Origin of the sequence: Argonema antarcticum A004/B2 (assembly GCF_023333585.1) — a bacterium.
Taxonomy (GTDB): Bacteria; Cyanobacteriota; Cyanobacteriia; order Cyanobacteriales; family Aerosakkonemataceae; genus Argonema; species Argonema antarcticum.
The window spans coordinates 1-19,777 of the sequence record NZ_JAIQZN010000118.1 but is presented as its reverse complement, the minus strand read 5'-3'; the positions used below and the strand labels follow the sequence as shown (position 1 = coordinate 19,777).

Here is a 19,777-nt window from a genome sequence, read left to right as displayed (position 1 = left end):
CAGTGGTCAGTGGTCAGTGGTCAGTGGTCAGTGGTCAGTGGTCAGTGGTCAGTGGTCAGTGGTCAGTGGTCAGTGGTGATTTGACAATTGACAACTGACAATTGACAACTGACTAATGACAACTGACTAAAATGATTAAAATCCTTCATCTATCCGATATCCACATGGGAAGTGGGTTTTCCCACGGACGAATTAATCCAGACACAGGTTTAAATACACGACTGGAAGATTTTGTCAATACCCTATCGCGATGTATTGACCGAGCCATTGAAGAACCCGTAGATTTAGTTTTATTTGGTGGCGATGCTTTTCCCGATGCGACGCCGCCGCCGTATGTGAAGCAAGCTTTTGCCAGCGAGTTTCGCCGCTTGGTCGATGCTGACATCCCCACCGTGTTGTTGGTGGGGAACCACGACCAACATTCTCAAGGCCAGGGCGGAGCGAGTCTAGGTATATATCGTACACTGGGAGTACCTGGGTTTTTGGTAGGCGATCGCATCGAAACCCATCGCATCGAAACCCGTAATGGGCCTGTCCAAATCGTTACTCTTCCCTGGCTGACCCGTTCTGGACTGCTGACTCGTCCCGAAACCGAAGGACTTTGCTTAGCTGAAGTAAACGACTTGTTGACTAAGCGCTTAGAACCAGCATTAGAAGGGGAAATTCGCCGCTTAGATCCCCAAATCCCCACCGTACTGCTGGCTCACTTAATGGCCGATCGCGCTACATTAGGAGCAGAACGCTACCTCGCAGTCGGCAAAGGATTTACCATTCCCCTATCTTTACTGACCCGCCCCTGCTATGATTATGTAGCCTTGGGTCACGTCCACAAACACCAAAACCTCAACCCATCCAACGACCCTCCAGTTATCTACCCAGGCAGCATTGAGCGCGTAGATTTCAGCGAAGAAAAAGAAGACAAAGGCTATGTGCTGATTAAACTGGAAAAAGGCAATCCCCAGTGGGAATTTTGTCCGCTTCCAGTGAGGTCATTTTGTACTCTAGAAGTAGATGTCTCTAAATCAGATGACCCGCAAGCTGCCATACTTAAAGCTATTGCCAAAAAGAATATTGAAGATGCCGTAGTCCGGCTAATTTACAAACTGCGTTCCGAACAACTAGACCAAATCGATACAGCATCTCTGCATCAAGCTTTAACTATAGCCCACACCTACACTATTCAACCAGAATTAGTCAGTCAATTAGCTCGTCCTCGCGTACCCGAACTTGGTTCCAGTGCCAACACCGACCCCTTGGAAGCACTGAGAACTTACTTAGATAATAGGGATGACCTCAAAGATATTGCCACTGCCATGATGGAAGTGGCCCAAAGTTTGCTAGATGGAGATAAAGAAGCGTGGTTAGAGGCGTCTGGAGTTGAGAAAGGAAGTCAGATCCCGTTGGCAAATGCAGATGGTCAGCTGCGTTTACTTTAGTCATTTTGGCGGCATTACAGCAAAAAGTGCCAAAACTGGTGAAAATAGGAACAGGTGACGTATAGACTATACCCAGCGCTATTATAGTACATTTGTACTTAATCGTGCTAAAATGATTATATTGATTAGAAATATGTCCATCAAGAATCAAAAGCTTCTGTACCACTTGACCTCCATAGATAACTTAGGATCTATCCTGGATAATGGATTATTGGCACGCAATGACCTTGATAATTTGGATGATGATGTATCCTTCCATGATGTAGCCGATGCTGAAATAATTAGTTTTAGGAGAGCGAACAACTTGACTATCTATATTCCATTTCACTTTTTCGCTAAAAATCCGTTTGATGGAAAAGTTCAAAAATCTTACCCAAATGAGGAGTTTATGTATATTTCTATACAGAGAACGTTCGCCCAAAAAAACAACTTTAAGATTATTCCTAAACACCCTCTCTCAATGAGCCCTTTAATTTTATATGATTACTCCGACGGTATGGAAAAAATAGACTGGGAAACAATGGATCGCAGAGATTACTCAGATCAAAATTGTAAGAATATCTGTATGGCCGAATGCTTATCGCAAAACAAAATAGAACCCCAAGATTTCCATGCTATTTGGGTTAGAAGCGAAGAAGCTAAAGCTTATGTGGAAGATCATAGGCAAAATGTATTTGATCAACTCCGATTCTATGTAAATGCGGAGAAAAATATGTTCATAGGTAAATAGTATGTTTCAATTTGTTGCTGGCGATATTTTGGAATCTAACGCAGAATGCTTAGTCAATACAGTAAACTGCGAAGGTTATATGGGTAAGGGTATTGCCTATCAATTTAAGTTAAAATTTCCGGAAAATAACCGGGAATATGTTAAAGCGTGTAAAAATGGCTCTCTCAAAATAGGCACAATACATTATTGTCGAGAAGCAGAAAAATTAATTATTAATTTTCCCACAAAAAACAAATGGCGAGAAAAATCTAAGATTGATTATATTCATAAGGGTCTTTCAGAATTAGTTACGTTAATATCTTCACTAAAAATAAAGTCTATTGCTATTCCACCGTTAGGTTGTGGAAATGGTGGCCTAAATTGGACTGATGTTAAGCCGATTGTAATTGAATACTTGGAGCCATTTTCAAAATTTATAGAAATTTTTATTTACGAGCCATCAAAATATTTTGAAGCCCAGACAACAGAGGCTCCAAAACTAAACTCTTCCCACTTAATTTTAATGATGATTAAGTTGAATTTATCTAAATTCAACAAACTGCGATTACAAAAAACAGCTTATTTTTTAAATATATTTTTTGGAAAAGAGTATTTCAAGTTTTTCAAGCATAAATATGGGCCATACGCACATTCTATTGACATACTTTCTAGAGAAGTAAAGCAATTTCAAGAATTTTATAAAGTTAATACAGAAGAAGGTTTAAAGCTTGCTAAAACTATAATAGTTAGCAAATCTATAGAACAGAAGATTAAAAGCTTAAGCAGTTCTATAGAATTAGCTACTAAGCTAGTAAATCAAGTAAATTCTGATAAAGAATTAGAGCTGATCGCAACAGTTTCTTCTGTTTTAGAGTCTGAGGTAGAACTAACAGCAGAAGCCATTGTGATAGAAATAAAAAATTGGTCTGAAGAGAAAGCAAATAAATTTTCCGAAGCTGAAATTTTAAATGCCATCAGCTTTTTAGTCAAAAATGGCATAATTGAGATCAATTTAATGGGCTTTTATTCCTTAATAAAGGGTAGGGTTTAAAAAAATTTATATAGATGACACTGCCTTTTTTACGCCTTAAAGGGTAAACTGGCGACAATAAGGTAAAGCGCCAGCATCTAGCTTTGTCCAGGCGCAATGTGCCAAGACAAACTATGCAAATGCAAAACACAACACTATCTGTGAGGTAAACGTGACCGAAAATCCACAACTGACCACAAGTTTCGGTATTCCAGTTTCCGACAACCAAAACTCCCTGACAGCCGGAAGTAATGGCCCTGTTTTGCTTCAGGACTTCTACTTGTTAGAAAAACTCGCTCACTTTAATCGAGAACGCATTCCCGAACGAGTCGTTCACGCCAAAGGTGCAGGCGCACACGGTTATTTTGAGGTGACGGCGGATGTCACGCAATGGACTACGGCGAAGTTTCTAAATACTGTTGGTAAACAAACGCCGATTTTTGCTCGTTTCTCCACTGTTGGCGGCGAAAAAGGTTCGGCAGATGCGGCGCGTGACCCGCGAGGTTTTGCGTTGAAGTTCTACACGGAGGACGGGAATTATGACATCGTGGGGAATAATACACCGACCTTTTTTGTTCGCGATCCGCTGAAGTTTCCCGATTTAATCCACAGCCAAAAGCGCAATCCGCAGACGAATTGCAAAGATGCGAATGCAGTCTGGGACTTTTTCTCGCTTTCTCCAGAAACTATCCACCAAGTTACTATTTTATATTCAGATCGGGGCACGCCCAAATCGTATCGCAACATGAACGGTTATGGTAGCCATACATATAAGTGGATCAATGCGGAAGGCAAGGCTTTTTGGGTAAAGTATCACTTTTTAACCGAACAGGGAGTGGAGAATTTTACTAGAGAGGAAGCTGCCAAGATTTCGGGAGAAGATGCGGATCACGCAACGCGGGATTTGTTTAATGCGATCGCATCTGGCAACCCCCCTGCCTGGAAGGTCTACATTCAAATTATGCCAGAAAAAGAAGCTGCTACCTATCGCTTCAATCCCTTCGATCTGACAAAAGTTTGGCCGCAAAAAGATTATCCGCGCATTCTCATCGGTCGTTTTGTACTCGATCGCAATCCCGAAAATTACTTTGCAGATGTTGAACAAGCTGCTTTCTCACCATCTAATATAGTTCCCGGAATCAGCTTCTCGCCAGATAAAATGCTGCAAGCTCGTCTATTTTCATATCCAGATGCTCAGCGCTATCGTTTGGGAGCAAACTATGCGAATTTGCCCATCAATTGTCCCCACGCACGCCAAGCGATCAACTATCAGCGGGATGGTTTGATGCGCTTTGACGATAACGGCGGTAGCGCAGTTAATTATGAGCCTAACAGTTTTGGTGGCCCGAAGGAAGTGCCGGAATACAAAGAGCCTCCCGTTGAGGTTTCTGGAACGATCGATCGCACTCCATTTAAACACGACGATGACGATTTTGTGCAAGCTGGCAATTTATATCGTGTCCTAAAAGAAGAGGAAAAAGCGCGTCTTGTAGACAATCTTGTTACTCATATAAAGGATGCCAAGCGGGAGATTCAATTGCGACAAATTCCTCATTTTTATCAGGCAGATCCTGATTACGGGACTCGCGTCGCCCAAGGTCTTGGAATTGACATTCAGGAAGTTTTAAGCTAGGAATTGCCGATCCGAAAAGTCAATTTTAGAGATGCTTGATTTTTCGGATCGGCGTTAAGATTTTTTGATGAACAGTAGAGACGCTGCTACAGATTATGCCAGATGTGACCTGCTTGCAAAATGTTTAAGGCAGCAGAGGGCCGTCGCTCTTTAACGGGTACTGATAAATATCTGAAAAATGCCCGTTATTTTCGATACTAGACTGCCAATCATTCAGCAAAGGCGTGACGACTTCCCATTGAGATTCTACCTCATCTGCACGGGTGAATAAAGTGCGATCGCCTTCAATCATCCGCTCAATCAAAGTTTGGTATGCTTCAGGAATATTTACTTCAAAACCTCCTTTTCCATTATACAAAAAATAGAGGGATTTTTGGCGGTTATTTGCTTGACCGGGTACTTTCAGATTCCACGATAATGAAATTGCTTCATCAGGCTGTAATCGCAATACCAACTCAGAGTGTTTAATGCTTTGGCAGATGTCAGAGAATTACCAAAGGGTTTTTCGACAGCTAACCGTGCATTTGGATCGGCTAATAACCCGGCTGCACCTAATCCTTGAATTGTGGTTTCAAATAACCAGGGAAGCAGGGATAGGAAGTAGATGATGGTTCGGTTAGGAGATACTTCCCGTTCAGACTCTAACACAGAGATCTGTGTTTTCAGGCTTTGGTAATTACCTGTTTCTAGATTGAAAGGGTAATAAATAATGCAGAGGAGAAACGCTTCCATTTCTTTTGATTCTGCTTCTCCTTTATCGAGGAGATCCTGCCGTACCAAGGCACGCAATGAGCCAGAGGTAATATTTTCGTGGCGATCTACCGCTAAGATAGTAAAGTTGGCAGGCAGCTTTTTCTCTTTGTACGATTGGTAAAGCGCCGGAAATATTTTTAGGCTGGCTAAGTTTCCACTTGCACCAAATAGGACAAAAATCAAGTCGTTTAAACTTAATTTTGGACTGATAGTGATGGCTGCTTCTAGTGCTTTCGCCAAGTTACCAGAAGTAATAGCAATTGTCTTGACTGTGCTTTGTTCTGACATATAATGTCCTTTAGGTTAATGAACGTTCGCCTTGAGTCAGTCAAGGTAACGAAAGCTGGTCGGGGCGGACTTTTCTGTGCTAAAGTAAGCAGAGAAATTTATCCACTAGACGAACTGTTTGTTAGCCTCTGACTGTCAGTTATTGATTTTTCAAGGTTCGGAAGCGAGGTTTGTTCGCTTACATTTCCTAGTTAACCAGTCATTTCTCTCATAAATTAGTAAGCTTAAAATTTTTTAGACTGAGATTTTCTCAGTTACAACTTTTAAATAATTGTTTCTGCTTTACCAGCGTTTATTATGACACCAAACCAAGTTAGAGAAACATTTGAAAGCCTACCCCAACAGCGAAAAATTGTACTTTTAGGACTTTTAAAAGGTCATAACCGCGAAAAAATTATGATTGATGCTAATATTCCGAGTGAAGCTGCTTTTAGCCAACACAAAAGGCAACTTTACAAAGACTTTAAAATTGACACTGTGCAACATGATCTAGATGATCCGCGATCGGGAGAACGCAAGTTAGGGAAATTGATTGCTCTGTTTGCTAACTATATGCCTGAATTGATTGGAAATGGTCAGTCAATAATAGACAATAGACCCAAAGCAACCTAAGAAAAAAGGCTCTTCCGTACTTACTATGCTATTTGAGTAGAGGGGGAGAGGGGGAGAGGGGGAGAGGCGGCGAGTGGGAGAGGCGAAAAGAAATAAAAATGTTCTTAGGTGAACAAAAGCATAGCAACTCCGAAAGAGCCAGACGCTTCGCTGACAATCAATAAAATAGAATCTGGAAGTATTAAAATATTGTTTGAAGGTTCTGAGGATGGTTTTAGAGAAATTGAATCTTTGTTTCAATCAGGTGAGTTAACTGAAGTCTTGGGAATCCCAATTTTAGCAGTGCGAGAGATAGGTGTTACTTCTAGCGAAAATACTGTTAATTTACTAGATTTGCAGGTTGTACCTAATAACGATCCCATAGCAGTAGGAATCGCATTTTTAGAAAGTGATGATCTGGTGGCGGTGCGAGTGCGGGAAAAACTGAAAAATCGCGCTATATCGGAAATTGTGGCTCAATTGAATGCAGCTTACCCTGAATTGTCCCCAAATGTGGTGGTAGATATTTTAGTTGGCAATGTGGCGACTGGAGAGACAAAGAGAGATTCAGACGATATTGCTGATACAATTGAATTATTGGAATTGGCAATTAAATTGGCGAAAAAATTAGCTGAAATTTGGGGAGAGGCTGAATAAAAGGTTGTTTATTAAATAAAGATAATGATAGGAGTCATAGCCTTGATTATCTGTTATAATTGTAGAAAATTTGATAGCCAAGAGGACTTTATGGTTAGTAATGTGTCACCAGGAACAGTATCTCAGTCGGTTCCCCTGAAGTTTCATATTTTGCTCGATCGTTCTAATCAAACACAAATAAGCGCATCGTTTTTGGAACTCCCTAACTGCCAAGTGGAAGCACCCACGCCAGAAAAGGCAATAGAAGAATTGAAAAAACTCTTGCATACCCGCATGGAAAAGCTAGAGATTATTCCAGTAGAAATTGAATGGCAAATCCCTAAACAACCAGAGAATCCTTGGGTAAAATTTGCCGGCGTTTTTCAGGACGATCCAGATTTTGCTGAGATTGCTGAAAGTCTTAGAAACGAGCGTTTTGCTAATGATGATGAAATTGCAGAAGGTTAGTTAAGAAATTTTATTAAGATAAATCATGACAATTTGGATAGTTGATACCGATCATGTTTCCCTCCTACTCCAAGGCAATAAAGCTGTAAGATATAGAGCGGAGCAAGTCTTTCCCAACTTGGCTATCACGGTGATTATGGAGTCATGGTGACTCGCAACAAGCGTGATTTTTCTTTAGTTCCGGGTCTAGTTATTGAAAATTGGACGGAAGAAATTTCTGGTTTGAGATAAAGGAAAAATTGATAATGAATGAACAACGCCGCAGAGCTTATCTTAATCTGATTGATTTCCTACTCGATTCTCCTGCCTACAGTCTCAATATTTTGGAAGCATCTCCAGAGGTACTGGACTATGACTTGGTGGAGACAATGGAAGAGATCGCGGTACATTTAGCAAAACAAGGAGAGATCGAGAAATTCGCACTGTTATATATTCTGATTATACCCAGGGTTAAAATATTAGTTACCAGTAAACAAGTTCTTCCTTTTCTATACCAAGTATTGCCGGCAACTCAAGAGAGTCCGCGTGAAATGCGGGCGACAGTTGTCTACCCAATTTTAGAAGCAAACTTAGACAAATTAAATGACGACTTTGCTGAGGTGTTGACATATTGGGCTAATGATAGGCTATTAACGACAGAATCAGATCAAGCTTTAAGCCTAGCGTTAACTATAGATCTCTTCAGCGACTTGATGCGGGAGTTTCCGAAAGGGGATAAAGGTAGTAATTTAGAGATTGCGATCGCTGGCTATGAAATTGCCTCATCCGTCTATACTCAAAATTCCCGGATAAAATCATGGGCAATGGCTCAACAAACTTTAGGACTCGCTTATCGTAATCGTCTTCGGGGCGACTGGGAAGAGAATATAGAAAAAGCAATTACTTGTTATCAAAACTGTCTGCAATTCTATACCCGCCAGGCTTTTCCAAGTCAATGGGCATATATCCAAACTAATCTAGGAGTAGCCTACGCATTTCGCCTTAAATCTAACAATAATAATAGCCAAAATCAACAAATACCAAAGGAAACTAAGGATTTAATTTATCAACGTCGGTTGAGAGGAGTTTCTTTAGCAGAGATTGCCAGACTTACAGGTGCGTCGGGGCGATGGATACAAAGTGATTCTCTACAGGAAAATCTCGAACAAGCGATCACCTGTTTTCAAGATGCTTTAGAGGTTCATACCCGCAATTCTGAACCAAAACAATGGGCTATGCTCCAATACAATTTGGGTCGTGCTTATGACGATCTACGAACAGTTGGAGAAGATTACGAAGCCTGGGCAGAAATTTGCGAGAAAGCAATCAATTGTTATGAGAAAGCTTTGAAAGGTTTCACTCAACAAGTTGATTCTCTGCAATGGGGGTATTGTCATTATAATTTAGGAAATGCTTATAACGAACGTACTCAAGGAGATCCTGCTGAAAATCAGGAAAAAGCAGTTAAACATCATCAAGAAGCCTTACTGGTTCGTACTTATAATAATTATCCTTTAGATTGGGCTGCAACCCAAAAAAGCTTGGGGAATGCTTACCTTGATAGTATCTTTGGTGATCGGGAAAATAATATTGAATTAGCTATCGAAGCTTATCAGGAAGCTTTGCGGATCTATACACCAGATAATCTACCAGAAGATTGGACACGGGTTCAATACAATCTGGGCAGGGCTTATCTAACTATTGCATCAGCTAATCAGGATGAGAATTTGCAAAAAGCGATCGCCTGCTTTCAAAATTCTTTAAAGTTTTGTAATCGGGAAATTACGCCAGAAAAGTGGGCAGATTATCAAACTATGCTGGCAAAAGCTTACTGGAAATCAGAAAACTTTGAAACCGCAATTTCTCTATTACAGGAGGTTTTACAGGTTTGTACCCGTGAAGCTTACCCACGAAACTGGGCAATGGCTCACAATGCTCTGGGACTTTGTTACCAAAAACTCCAACAAATTCCACAATCAATAGAGTCTTTTCAGTTAGCCTCGGAAATCTTAACTCCTACTGCATTTCCTCAGCACTGTATCATAAATGGAAGAAGTCTAGGAAAAACTGCTTTTGAGGTTAAGCAGTGGTCTATCGCTATTAAAGCTTACAGCCAAGCAATAGAGGCACTAGAAAAAACTCGCGGTTGGGCAACTGCTGAATTTCGTAGGGTAGAAATTCTCAAGGAAGACATCGACATTTATTCAGGAATAGTAGAAGCCTACATTAATAACGGACAGCTAGAAAAAGCCTTTGAATATGCCGAACGTTCTCGCGGAAAACGCCTCGTAGATTTGATGGCAACTAATCATTACCAAAATGGAAATATACCGCCAGATGTTAAGAAGTTAAACGATCAATACGAAGCCAAACAAGGGGAAATTGATAATATCTACAACCAAAACCACAAACAGATGGAGAGAGACTCAAATTCAAGCACACAAGCTGCCATAGCTACCAACAATCCAGAAGACATTGAACGCTTAGAAATAGAAAAACAAAAAATTTGGGAACAACTACGCGAGTCAGACTTTGTACTAGCTGCACAAAAACAAGTCAGCATCCCTAAATTTGAGGATATAAAACAACTAAAACTAATTGATGACTCTAAAACTGCGCTCCTCAGTTTCTATACAACTAGCGAGAATACCTATATCTTTGTCTTGCGAGAAACCGGAATTCAGTTGCACACCTGCACGGGACAAGGTATTGAAAACCTGCAAGCATGGATTGGTGAAAACTGGCTATCTGTTTATAAAGATGACAATTCAACATGGAAAAATAATATCAGCGATTTTCTCAAAGAACTTGCCCAACGTTTACAACTCACTCAACTAATTAATGAACATTTACAGGGAATTGAAGAACTGATATTAGTCCCTCACATCTACCTGCACCTGATCCCTTTTGCCGCTTTACCCATTGGAGAAAATAAATATTTAGGCGATAAATTTCTCATTCGCTATGCTCCTAGTTGCCAAGTTTTAGACTTTTGCAAAAAACGCCCCTCTGTAGAGACGTTTCATGAAACGTCTCTACTATACGGTACAGTAGAAGATGCAACCGATGACTTACCCTGTGTTAGTTTTGAATGTGAAGAAATTGCAAAATTGTATAAAATTCCTGATAAATTGCGCTTAAAAGGAAGCCGCCAAGCTACGAAAGATAACTATCGTCAATTAGTTAAACAGGATAAAGTTCAAGTGCTGCATTCCAGCCATCATGCTGCATCCAACCTTGAACAACCGTTAAGCTCAATATTACTCTTAGCTCATGGTGAAACACTAACATTAGGGGAATTATTAACCCCAAACTGGCGAGTTCCTGACCTTTTAGAAGTGTTCCTCTCTTGCTGCGAAACGAATTTAGGAAACCCCCATATTACGGACGATATCTTAACTATTGGGTTTGGGTTTTTATGTGCGGGTGCTAGAAGCGTTATTAGTACCCTTTGGTCAGTAGATGAATTAGCAACTGCGATCTTTTGTATCCTTTATTATCAGTATCGAAAACAAGGAATGAGCCGCCCTGCTGCTTTACAAAAAGCACAACAAGAACTGCGTAATCTTACGGGCAAAAATTTTGAGTCTCGCTACAAGCAAAATTTGGCTAAAATGTTGGACGAAAAATTACCTCAAGCTGAAGCTACTTTTAAAGAAGCACAAAACGAAATGATGAAATATCCCAAAAATTCCCCAGATTATTTAGAATGGCAGCAAGAGTGGGCAAAGCGATTTAAGATTGTTACGAAAATCAAAAATGCTAATAACAGACTGACATCTCTTTGCTCTGAAGAATACCCCTTTTCTCATCTTATGTATTGGGCAGGTTTTACTTGTTCTGGTTTGCGGTAAAATACATTAACAGGACTTACGCAGGGACGCTAAATATGGTGGATGGTGCGTTACGCTATCGCTAACACACCCTACAGATAGAGGCTTTGCGTAAGTCCTGATTAAAATAATTTTCGACCTGACGCGAAAGTAGGGGCGGGTTTGGGAAATAATTTTTGGCTAACCGACTAGAATCATGGCAAAACCCGCCCCTACAATTTACCTCTTACCCACTCACAAGCGGCTGTAAAGAAAATTTCGCTTAAAATTCTGTTAGGCTGAATCACCAGCTAAACTGACTGCATATTTTATGTCTAAACTATTACCTGCAACTTTAGTGGCAATTTCCCTTCTCCTTAACTGCACCCAAAGCCTTCACCCAGCAATAGCTGGAACTTGCGCTTCTAAGTGTCCGCCGCCGCCACTTGGGTTTGTACCGGGACAACTGGTAAATGTAGAGGTTGTTAACCGCACAGCCAGCATCGTTCTTTTGGAGAAGGTGCAGGGTACTGACGCATTTCCTTTGCGACCGGGACAGGAGGTGAGATTTCAGAGGTGGACTGGAACGGAACCCAATATGTCGGTGGTGTTTTGGGATGCGACTGCACTGCCGCTGCTGACGAGGGTTTCCAAACCTAACGACGATACGCTGCGGATTGAGTTGCGTCCGGGTGGGCGTCCTCCTGGCGATCGCACTATCTACATTCTCAATGACGGTCGCGTGACGGTCTTTTAAGAAAATCTGAATTTTTTGTCTGAATAATCAGATAAACTGTAATTTCAATATAATATAACGTTTTAGGATTAAATCTAAAACAAATTTTGGCAGTGTCTGATATGCCTAAACTTCGACATTCTCTATTGCTAGCAACGACGCTTCTCCTCGCGCCAGTTGTAATATTTAGTACAGCACTGGCTGGCCCAAAATTTCTGAAGACTGGGAAGGCACTACAGCCAGAAAAACCGATCGTTTTAGAGGTAAAAAATCGCACATCCAAGGCGATTCAAGTAGAAATACCCTCCTACACTGACCAAATTACTATGCAGCCCAGAGAAAAGCGGAAATTAAAGTTCAAGCTTAGAAATGGGGAACACGGTCTTTCGGTTCTATATTGGACAAATCAGCAGGAAATAGCACTGCAAGGTAAAATTGTCAAACCAAATGCACAAACTGTGTTACTAGACCTGTATCCGAGTCGTTACTACGATGATGACCGTGCGATTTATGATACGGAAATTCCTGGAAATGTATTGATTTTTTAAATGCAAAATCGGCGATTACCAAACCAGCGATGGGAAATATATCCAGAATTGGCAGAAAAAGCGCAACAGGTGGCGAGTGAAACTCATTTGTCACCTTTGTTGGCGCAGGTGCTGCTTAACCGAGGCATTGAGACTGCCCAAGAGGTACAAGCGTTTTTAGATCCGGAGTCGCAATTTTTACCATCGCCGCTAGAGGAATTTCCAGACTTGGCAAAGAGTTTGGAGTTGTTGGAAAAAGCGATCGCAAATCAAGATAAAATTGCGATCTGCGGCGACTATGATGCTGATGGAATGACCAGCACGGCTTTGTTGTTGCGTAGTCTTCGCTGGTTAGGTGCTTCAGTCGATCACGCCATTCCCAGCCGCATGAGCGAAGGCTACGGCATTAATAAACGAATTGTAGAAGAATTCCACGCAGAAGATGTCAGGCTGATTTTAACAGTAGACAACGGTATTTCTGCTTATGACCCGATCGATCGCGCTCGGCAGTTGGGTGTTAAAGTGATCGTTACCGATCACCACGACATCCCCCCACAGCTACCACCAGCTGACGCCATTCTCAATCCCAAACTGATTCCAGAATCTTCACCTTATCGCAGTCTGGCTGGAGTAGGGGTTGCCTATATTTTGGCAGTTTCTCTAGCTCAGCAGCTTGGCAAAGCCAAAGGATTGGTGAAACCGCTGCTGGAGTTATTTACACTGGGAACGATCGCAGATTTAGCACCCCTGACTGGCGTTAACCGACGCTGGGTAAAACGCGGCTTGCAATTGCTACCCGAATCTCAGCTAGCAGGAGTACAAGCATTAATCCAAATGGCAGGTGTAGATCTGGGAAGCGATAGCACTTCAGCGATCGCCAATTCCCAACACCTTAATTCAAAATCTAACATCCAAAATCAAAAATCTTTGAAGCCGGAAGATATTGGCTTTCGACTTGGGCCTCGGATTAATGCTGTAGGGCGAATTGCCGACCCTCAAATTATCATCGATTTGCTCACTACAGATGATATGGGATTGGCGTTGGAACGAGCGATGCAATGCGAACAAATCAACAAGCATCGCCAGCAACTTTGTGAAGAAATTGAACAAGAAGCAATTGCCTGGTGCGAACAAAGTCAGATAAACTTACAGCAAGACCGTGTTTTAGTTGTTGTTCAACCGAACTGGCACCACGGCGTGATCGGAATTGTTGCTTCTCGCCTACTGGAACGGTACGGTGTGCCGGTGTTTATCGGTACTTATGAGGATGAGGAACATATTCGCGGTTCAGCACGGGGAATACCAGAATTCAATGTTTTTGACGGGTTACAATTCTGTGCCGATTTGCTCTTGAAATTTGGCGGACACAAGGCGGCGGGGGGATTTTCGCTGCCAGCTAAGAATTTATCAGAATTGCGATCGCGTCTTAGCACTTTCGCTCGTCAGTGTCTTGAACCACAACACCTCAAACCGCTGCTGAAAATTGATGTCAAAGCCGACTTTAATCAAATCGATTACAACTTATACAAGCAAATCGACGCTCTTCATCCCTGCGGTATCGAAAATATAGCACCCGTGTTTTGGACATCAAACGTCCGAGCGATCGAACAGCAAATTGTCGGCAAAGGTCACATCAAACTTACTTTAAGTCAAGACACAGGAGCAGAGGAGAAACCTGTCTCGGAACTATCCCCAAATTTCCAATTCAAAACTCAAAAATCAAAACTCAAAACTCTCAAAGCGATCGCATGGCGATGGCGCGATTACTTTCCCCTACCATTGCGAGTCGATATAGCCTACCGGCTGCGCGAAAATAACTTTAACGGCAACAAAATAGTGGAAATGGAACTATTGGGAGTCCGAGAATCGATACCAGCAGAGAACCGATCGGTTACCGATCCAGTCAAAGCCGAATTTTACCACAACCAGCGCCGCTACACCTGTGGCTTCTTTCTCAAAGATTCTTTGCAAGAATTAAGAATTCGGAATCCCGAAGGAAAAGTCTTGGCGATCGAACCCGGACAAAAAACTGGTCTATTGGGAAAAAACAGGGAAGAAGCGAGTGAGATTGATATCTCACAACCGCCTTATTTTAACCTGGTTCAGGCAGCGCTCCTAGCTTTGGATACCGCCAAAAAAAGACTTTAAGGGGATGACGCCCTTGCGCTCCCCTTGTCGTCCTTGCTTCTACAGGTCGCCGCCGCGACTTGCCAGCACCAAGACTACTACCGGCCCAGCAACCACGATCAATCCCAGCATAGTTAGCTGTGCAATGACTTCCCAGTTGAGGCTGGTAATAGGATCTAAAATCCCAGATAGAAAATCCATTTTTCCTCCCGAACTAACCCAACATGGAGATATAAAATCCGCCCTCTATATTACCTGGCGATCGGCATCCTTTTTTAATTAAGTTAACAAAAGTATAAAAAAATATAAATAAAAGTGAAGCCAACCCGTCTGCTGAAAAATCGCTAAGCTCAAAAGGCGGGAGAATTTTAGGGCGGGGGTTGAACAATGGCAACTTGGCGTTGTGTGAAGCAGTGTGGAGCGTGCTGTCATCTAGATCCGGCTGAGCGTCCCGACTTGCCAGAGTACTTGTCCCCAGAGGAATTGGAGCTATATCTGAGTATGGTGGGAGAAGGGGGATGGTGCGTGAATTTCGATCGCTTGACTCGCGAATGCCGAATTTATCCAAACCGTCCTCGCTTTTGTCGGGTGGAGTCAGAGGTGTTCCAGGATATGTACGGCATTGAGCCGGAAGAGTTAAACGATTTTGCGATCGACTGTTGCCTTGAGCAGATAGAGGGTGTTTATGGCGATCGTAGCCTGGAAATGATCCGATTTAACCGAGAAGTCGGGGAATTTTAGATTTTAGATTTTAGATTTTAGATTTGAAATGCCCCGACTTCTCCCCTTCTCCCCTAGCTCCTAGCCTAAGAGTGCAGCGCGGCAGAAATAACCCAGCAGTAGCTCAAAAATAGTTAAATGCCTGACACTCAAAGGATTTTTGACTTTTGACTTTTGACTTTTGACTTCCGCATAGCGGCCCATAGTCCCTCTTGAACAGTTTTTTTCTAAAATAGCCCGCAATCTAAGATAATACAGACCAAGCTATTTCAGGAAAAAGGTGTAGGAGTGAGACAGCGACAACCGAGCCAATCGAAGAATTCTTACGAAAGGATTGCTGAGCTTGAGGCAAAACTCAGTCGCGCAAATCGATTTATCAAGCGGTTGCAGCAGAACAATACTGAACTGCAAAAACAGTTTGCCCTGTTACAGACGCGCCAAAGCCAGCAACCTACACTTTTGGTAAGAGATTTTCCTCTTGTACCAGAAGAAGAACCAAGCCGCCGGAGAAGACGACGCCGAGCTAAATCCTCTCCCCAAGAGGTAACCGATCGCACCAAAAGGCTAATTCCCAAACGTCGCAGCAAAGCTTTAGTATATAAGCTGCGATTGGCTGGCGTAATCCTAACACTGGTGGCAATCCCTTTCCTTATAGGATTAATAGCGGTGCGACTGCTATATCGCCCGACCCCACCCCCACAGCAGCCATCTCCCCAAGCCTCTGCCAAGGTTCTACAACTGCCCGACTCGCCTTTAGTGCCTCCAGAAGTTCCATCTTCTGCTGGGGCAGCAACGCTAGCAAGTTTATCTGTCCAGAGGCCAGAAAATGTAGAAATAGTATACAACGTAAATACGCCTCCAGACCTGAAGCCAAGCCAAAATTTGCAGGACATTGTTGATGAACTTGTGAAGATGGCGGCTGAGAAAAATTTGCCCACACATGATTTATCAATCACCCTGATTAACGTCAACACAGGTGAAATTGCTGGATATCAACAACAGGAATTGAGATATCCAGCCAGTGTCATCAAAATGTTTTGGATGGTGTATCTATACGCACTGTCAGAAGGAGGTATCTTTCCAGATGAAACAGCCTTCTCCGGCGATCTGTATAAAATGATTCAACAGTCTTCTAATGATGCGGCCAGTCGTATTATTGACGTAATGAGTGACGCCAAATCAGGGCCTTCATTAAAAAATGAAGAGTATGAATATTGGTTGAAAAAGCGTCAGCAACTCAATGATTTTTTCCAAAAAGCTGGGTATGAAGGCATCATTCTCAACCAAAAAACTTACCCTATTGGCTACTTGAAAATGTCAAAACCCCAGGGTAGAGAGTTCCAAATGTGGAAAGATCCAGAAGAGCCTATGCAGAATAAAATTAGCAGCGAGCAGGGTGCCAGACTGATGTATGAGATTGTTACTGGCAAGTCTGTTTCGCCAGAATCTAGCCGAAAAATGATTCATTGGCTAGCTAGGGATTTACATCCGGCAGCTTGGGATGTAGATTCGGCCACTATAGGTGGATTTAACCCTGTAAAAGGTTTTCTTGGTGAATCTTTGCCACCGGATACTATTGACTTTGCCTCCAAAGCTGGCTGGACTTCTACTTCGCGACACGAGGTTGCTTTTGTGAAAACTAGAGATGGTCAAACTGCATACATTTTGACTGTATTGGGAAGCGATCGGGCCTGGGCCAACAACTGGGGTATCTTTCCTCAGATGTCGCGCACTGTTTTTGAGAGCTTGACTGCTTCTAGTTCAAACCAATAGTTTTCTTGCGATCGGGCTTGGGAATGAGGAATAGGGTATTTTTTCTCTTTCCATCAGTCTAGCCCCCCTTGCCCCCCAGATTTGGGGGGCAAGGGGGCGAAACAAGAAATATTGCGTAAGTCCTGTATCTGAGAGTTTCATGCAAACTTGCAGATAAAATGAGAAAAATATGAAAAAATAGAGTTAGTTAGCCAAAGTGCCTGTGAAACTATCCTCTGCACCTCCAAACTTATCTGCTGTTGAGTCAGTTAATCTAAGCCTTAGCACGCTGCAACCTGTAATTGAGCCAAAGCAGAAAGACTCGACCGACGGCGAAAAAGCGGTCAAAAAACTACGTCAGGGAGCATTAGCCGTCTTCGGCTCCACTTTTTTGACGATCTTCTTATCGGAAATGGGAGACAAAACCCAGGTAGCGACTTTGCTAATGAGTGCTGAATCCCAGTCTCCCTGGCTTGTTTTTGCTGGAGCGTCTTCAGCACTTGTGGCGACAAGCTTGTTGGGATGTCTGCTGGGCCGGTGGTTAGCCAATCGGGTATCTCCTCAAATGCTCAAAACCGCAGCTGGTGTCAGTTTGCTATTCATCGCCGTCCAACTGCTGTGGGAAATAACCCATTACTAGACTTCTAAAATCTAAATATAGATATGTTCGACTGGCATTTGGTGGGATTAAGTTTTATTACCGTGTTTTTGTCGGAGTTAGGAGACAAAAGCCAATTAGCTGCGATCGCTCTCAGTGGCAGTTCCAAATTTCCCCGTGCGGTGTTTTTGGGAAGTGCAGGGGCGCTACTACTGACTAGCTTCTTGGGCGTATTGGCGGGGGAAGGGGCATCTGTGTTGTTGCCTGTACGTTTGGTGAAGGCGATCGCTGCGATCGGATTTGCCCTGATGGCAGTGCGTTTGCTCTGGCCCGAAGGCGATTTGCCCGAAGATTAGAGACTGGGTAAACCAAAAAGTCAAAAGAAGAAATATTTCTTCTTTTGACTTTTGACTTTTGACTTTTTTTAGTTCCTATTCGCTTGATACCACAGGCTGAGAATCGCACCACCAGCCACTAGCTTAAGAACTTCAAGAGCCCAATAGCCTTCGTGAAGCAGATTCATTTTCCCAGGCACCTCGGCAACTGGCTCGAAAAGATTGAGATTTAGTCCCAACGCGCTCATTTCTGGACTCAAGAAATAGGTACAAACCAGAGCGATCGTTATAAGTATGGAAGATAAGATAATTGCGTTGCGGCTTTGGTTGCCAGTAGTAAAGTGAGTGCGATCGAGAACTAAAGCTCCAGTTAATACCAACGCGGCACACAACAACTCAATGCGGTTAAAAACCCAGAAAATCATATAGCCCGCTGTGGCAAATCCAGCTTGAGTCATCATGCCCGAAGCATACATACCGGGCATAATTACCAAATCCATCATCAGGCTGGCGCTCAACCAAAAGGCCAAAGTAAAGATGACTACCGTTGGCCATACGGGGCGTTTTACTTCAAGACTAGAAAAAGCAGACATATAATTTCCTTGCTTTAAGCATTACTTTTAGCTTAACCAATATTCCTTGCAACAAATATGAAATATTTTTAAGGACTGTACTGTCAGATATCTTAAATAAAATTATAATAATAATTGTTAAAAACTTAATTAAATCGAGAATAAGCTGATAGGCGATTCTGCTTACAGATTAATGTTGGTGCAGGACGATGCGGATATCAACTTGGTTACGAGCAACAGTAGCGATATCAACAGGACTTTTGTCAGGCGCTGAAGTGGCGTCGGCTGTTCGGCTGGCGGATGGCACAGTTTACTTTGCTCAACCTCCCAGCCTCGTATCTGCAACAACCACCTTCAACGACGTTTATATGTGGGGCTCGACTTACTATTTTACTCTCAACGTACCACCAAATGCTGGAGAACTGCTGGAACGGGTTGCGATCGCGCAGCAGGAGGGCATAGACGACATCGAATTCGAGCTAGAAGATAGCCGCGCTTTTGAAGGAACGCGCCGGAATAAAGGTCAAAGGATAGCACTGGAAGCAGTGGGAGGCGATAATAAGCGATCGCTCTCATTCACATTTGACCCGCCTGTGCCTCCCGGCAAAACGGTAACAATAGCGCTTAGTCCTGTCCGCAATCCCAGGTACGCCGGTGTCTACTTATTTGGAGTCACCGCTTTTCCTGCCGGTGAGAAGACACACGGTCAGTTTCTCGGCTTCGGACGCCTGCACTTTTACGAAAATCGAGACTTTGGTTGGCATTAAGGTATTGGGCAGATTTTGGATTATTGAACTATTTCCCGCATCACTCTTACACTAACGATGCAACTGGAGACGATATTAGGAGGGCTAGTCCTTAAATCCAGAGTATGATAACCAAAACTTATATCTCCTATCATAAACACTATAACAACAACACCTTTACAAACCGAAATAAACTGGCTAATAATAGAAACATCATCAGAACCTCGAAAAATACATAGCAATCATAAACACATGACCACCACCATTCAACAGCGCTCCAGCGCCAACGTCTGGTCACGGTTCTGCGAGTGGGTCACCAGCACCGAAAA

Annotated in this window: 20 protein-coding genes; 16 read left to right on the top strand and 4 right to left on the bottom strand. The window is 42.7% G+C overall.

From position 1 onward, the window contains the following. Positions 1-131: 131 nt before the first annotated feature. The 4 genes from sbcD to LAY57_RS31090 all read left to right on the top strand — a co-directional run bounded on the left by sbcD (position 132) and on the right by LAY57_RS31090 (position 4,808). Positions 132-1,436, top strand: coding sequence for an exonuclease subunit SbcD (gene sbcD, locus LAY57_RS31105; protein ID WP_249071062.1), 1,305 nt, complete (start codon positions 132-134; stop codon positions 1,434-1,436). Between the two features lie 112 nt (positions 1,437-1,548). Further along, positions 1,549-2,166 carry a DarT ssDNA thymidine ADP-ribosyltransferase family protein gene (locus LAY57_RS31100; protein WP_338022526.1) on the top strand — a complete coding sequence of 206 codons (618 nt, stop codon included), beginning with the start codon at positions 1,549-1,551 and terminating at the stop codon, positions 2,164-2,166. A gap of 1 nt (position 2,167) precedes the next feature. Continuing rightward, positions 2,168-3,196, top strand: coding sequence for a type II toxin-antitoxin system antitoxin DNA ADP-ribosyl glycohydrolase DarG (gene darG, locus LAY57_RS31095; RefSeq protein WP_249071060.1), 1,029 nt, complete (start codon positions 2,168-2,170; stop codon positions 3,194-3,196). Positions 3,197-3,347: 151 nt separating this feature from the next. Then, a complete protein-coding gene (locus tag LAY57_RS31090; protein WP_249071059.1) occupies positions 3,348-4,808 on the top strand; it encodes a catalase in 1,461 nt (486 codons plus the stop codon). A gap of 124 nt (positions 4,809-4,932) precedes the next feature. Here LAY57_RS31090 and LAY57_RS31085 read toward each other — a convergent pair whose 3' ends face one another. Beyond that, positions 4,933-5,256 (bottom strand): hypothetical protein, encoded by a 324-nt coding sequence (locus tag LAY57_RS31085; protein ID WP_249071058.1) that lies wholly within the window; start codon positions 5,254-5,256, stop codon positions 4,933-4,935. Continuing rightward, complete coding sequence (locus tag LAY57_RS31080) at positions 5,211-5,849, bottom strand: hypothetical protein (RefSeq protein ID WP_249071057.1); 639 nt, start codon at positions 5,847-5,849, stop codon at positions 5,211-5,213. Before LAY57_RS31080 ends, LAY57_RS31085 begins: the two co-directional genes overlap by 46 nt. Positions 5,850-6,146: 297 nt before the next feature. Here LAY57_RS31080 and LAY57_RS31075 point away from each other — a divergent pair, with 297 nt between their 5' ends. From LAY57_RS31075 to LAY57_RS31045, 7 genes are all read left to right on the top strand, one after another. Further along, complete coding sequence (locus LAY57_RS31075; RefSeq protein ID WP_249071056.1) at positions 6,147-6,461, top strand: hypothetical protein; 315 nt, start codon at positions 6,147-6,149, stop codon at positions 6,459-6,461. A 108-nt stretch (positions 6,462-6,569) separates the two neighbouring features. Next, positions 6,570-7,097, top strand: coding sequence for a hypothetical protein (locus LAY57_RS31070; RefSeq protein ID WP_249071055.1), 528 nt, complete (start codon positions 6,570-6,572; stop codon positions 7,095-7,097). A gap of 90 nt (positions 7,098-7,187) precedes the next feature. Then, entirely contained in the window at positions 7,188-7,544 is a 357-nt protein-coding gene (locus LAY57_RS31065; protein ID WP_249071054.1) for a hypothetical protein, read from the top strand. Between the two features lie 245 nt (positions 7,545-7,789). Continuing rightward, on the top strand, positions 7,790-11,377 hold the full coding sequence (locus LAY57_RS31060) for a CHAT domain-containing protein (protein WP_249071053.1): 3,588 nt from the start codon (positions 7,790-7,792) through the stop codon (positions 11,375-11,377). A 289-nt stretch (positions 11,378-11,666) separates the two neighbouring features. Continuing rightward, positions 11,667-12,092, top strand: coding sequence for a hypothetical protein (locus LAY57_RS31055; protein ID WP_249071052.1), 426 nt, complete (start codon positions 11,667-11,669; stop codon positions 12,090-12,092). Between the two features lie 101 nt (positions 12,093-12,193). Continuing rightward, entirely contained in the window at positions 12,194-12,619 is a 426-nt protein-coding gene (locus tag LAY57_RS31050; RefSeq protein WP_249071051.1) for a hypothetical protein, read from the top strand. Continuing rightward, a complete protein-coding gene (locus LAY57_RS31045; protein WP_249071050.1) occupies positions 12,620-14,746 on the top strand; it encodes a single-stranded-DNA-specific exonuclease RecJ in 2,127 nt (708 codons plus the stop codon). It abuts the gene before it with no gap. Positions 14,747-14,785: 39 nt separating this feature from the next. Here the strand turns inward: LAY57_RS31045 and psb30 are convergent, their stop codons facing one another. Next, positions 14,786-14,926, bottom strand: coding sequence for a photosystem II reaction center protein Ycf12/Psb30 (gene psb30 / locus LAY57_RS31040; RefSeq protein WP_249071049.1), 141 nt, complete (start codon positions 14,924-14,926; stop codon positions 14,786-14,788). A gap of 186 nt (positions 14,927-15,112) precedes the next feature. Between psb30 and LAY57_RS31035 the strand changes: the two genes are divergently transcribed. The 4 genes from LAY57_RS31035 (at position 15,113) to LAY57_RS31020 (ending at position 18,151) form a co-directional block, all read left to right on the top strand. Next, positions 15,113-15,466 (top strand): YkgJ family cysteine cluster protein, encoded by a 354-nt coding sequence (locus tag LAY57_RS31035; RefSeq protein ID WP_249071048.1) that lies wholly within the window; start codon positions 15,113-15,115, stop codon positions 15,464-15,466. A gap of 267 nt (positions 15,467-15,733) precedes the next feature. Then, on the top strand, positions 15,734-17,218 hold the full coding sequence (locus LAY57_RS36345) for a serine hydrolase (protein WP_249071047.1): 1,485 nt from the start codon (positions 15,734-15,736) through the stop codon (positions 17,216-17,218). 202 nt (positions 17,219-17,420) lie between these two features. Then, a complete protein-coding gene (locus LAY57_RS31025) occupies positions 17,421-17,837 on the top strand; it encodes a TMEM165/GDT1 family protein (RefSeq protein WP_249071046.1) in 417 nt (138 codons plus the stop codon). A 23-nt stretch (positions 17,838-17,860) separates the two neighbouring features. After that, positions 17,861-18,151 (top strand): TMEM165/GDT1 family protein, encoded by a 291-nt coding sequence (locus LAY57_RS31020; RefSeq protein WP_249071045.1) that lies wholly within the window; start codon positions 17,861-17,863, stop codon positions 18,149-18,151. Between the two features lie 68 nt (positions 18,152-18,219). On the opposite strand, the gene LAY57_RS31015 is transcribed toward LAY57_RS31020, so the two are convergent. After that, the gene (locus LAY57_RS31015; RefSeq protein WP_249071044.1) at positions 18,220-18,723 is read right to left on the bottom strand and encodes a DUF4149 domain-containing protein; all 504 of its coding nucleotides are present in this window, start codon (positions 18,721-18,723) and stop codon (positions 18,220-18,222) included. A 188-nt stretch (positions 18,724-18,911) separates the two neighbouring features. On the opposite strand from LAY57_RS31015, the gene LAY57_RS31010 reads away from it, so the two are divergent. Next, positions 18,912-19,469 (top strand): DUF2808 domain-containing protein, encoded by a 558-nt coding sequence (locus LAY57_RS31010; protein WP_249071043.1) that lies wholly within the window; start codon positions 18,912-18,914, stop codon positions 19,467-19,469. Positions 19,470-19,777: the final 308 nt, after the last annotated feature.

Excerpts from the sequence above, each read along its gene's own strand:
- sbcD (WP_249071062.1), top strand. The coding sequence starts at position 132 with ATGATTAAAATCCTTCATCTATCCGATATCCACATGGGAAGTGGGTTT.
- LAY57_RS31100 (WP_338022526.1), top strand. The coding sequence starts at position 1,549 with ATGATTATATTGATTAGAAATATGTCCATCAAGAATCAAAAGCTTCTG.
- darG (WP_249071060.1), top strand. The coding sequence starts at position 2,168 with ATGTTTCAATTTGTTGCTGGCGATATTTTGGAATCTAACGCAGAATGC.
- LAY57_RS31080 (WP_249071057.1), bottom strand. The coding sequence starts at position 5,849 with ATGTCAGAACAAAGCACAGTCAAGACAATTGCTATTACTTCTGGTAAC.
- LAY57_RS31075 (WP_249071056.1), top strand. The coding sequence starts at position 6,147 with ATGACACCAAACCAAGTTAGAGAAACATTTGAAAGCCTACCCCAACAG.
- LAY57_RS31065 (WP_249071054.1), top strand. The coding sequence starts at position 7,188 with ATGGTTAGTAATGTGTCACCAGGAACAGTATCTCAGTCGGTTCCCCTG.
- LAY57_RS31060 (WP_249071053.1), top strand. The coding sequence starts at position 7,790 with ATGAATGAACAACGCCGCAGAGCTTATCTTAATCTGATTGATTTCCTA.
- LAY57_RS31055 (WP_249071052.1), top strand. The coding sequence starts at position 11,667 with ATGTCTAAACTATTACCTGCAACTTTAGTGGCAATTTCCCTTCTCCTT.
- LAY57_RS31050 (WP_249071051.1), top strand. The coding sequence starts at position 12,194 with ATGCCTAAACTTCGACATTCTCTATTGCTAGCAACGACGCTTCTCCTC.
- LAY57_RS31045 (WP_249071050.1), top strand. The coding sequence starts at position 12,620 with ATGCAAAATCGGCGATTACCAAACCAGCGATGGGAAATATATCCAGAA.
- psb30 (WP_249071049.1), bottom strand. The coding sequence starts at position 14,926 with ATGGATTTTCTATCTGGGATTTTAGATCCTATTACCAGCCTCAACTGG.
- LAY57_RS31035 (WP_249071048.1), top strand. The coding sequence starts at position 15,113 with ATGGCAACTTGGCGTTGTGTGAAGCAGTGTGGAGCGTGCTGTCATCTA.
- LAY57_RS31020 (WP_249071045.1), top strand. The coding sequence starts at position 17,861 with ATGTTCGACTGGCATTTGGTGGGATTAAGTTTTATTACCGTGTTTTTG.
- LAY57_RS31015 (WP_249071044.1), bottom strand. The coding sequence starts at position 18,723 with ATGTCTGCTTTTTCTAGTCTTGAAGTAAAACGCCCCGTATGGCCAACG.
- LAY57_RS31010 (WP_249071043.1), top strand. The coding sequence starts at position 18,912 with ATGCGGATATCAACTTGGTTACGAGCAACAGTAGCGATATCAACAGGA.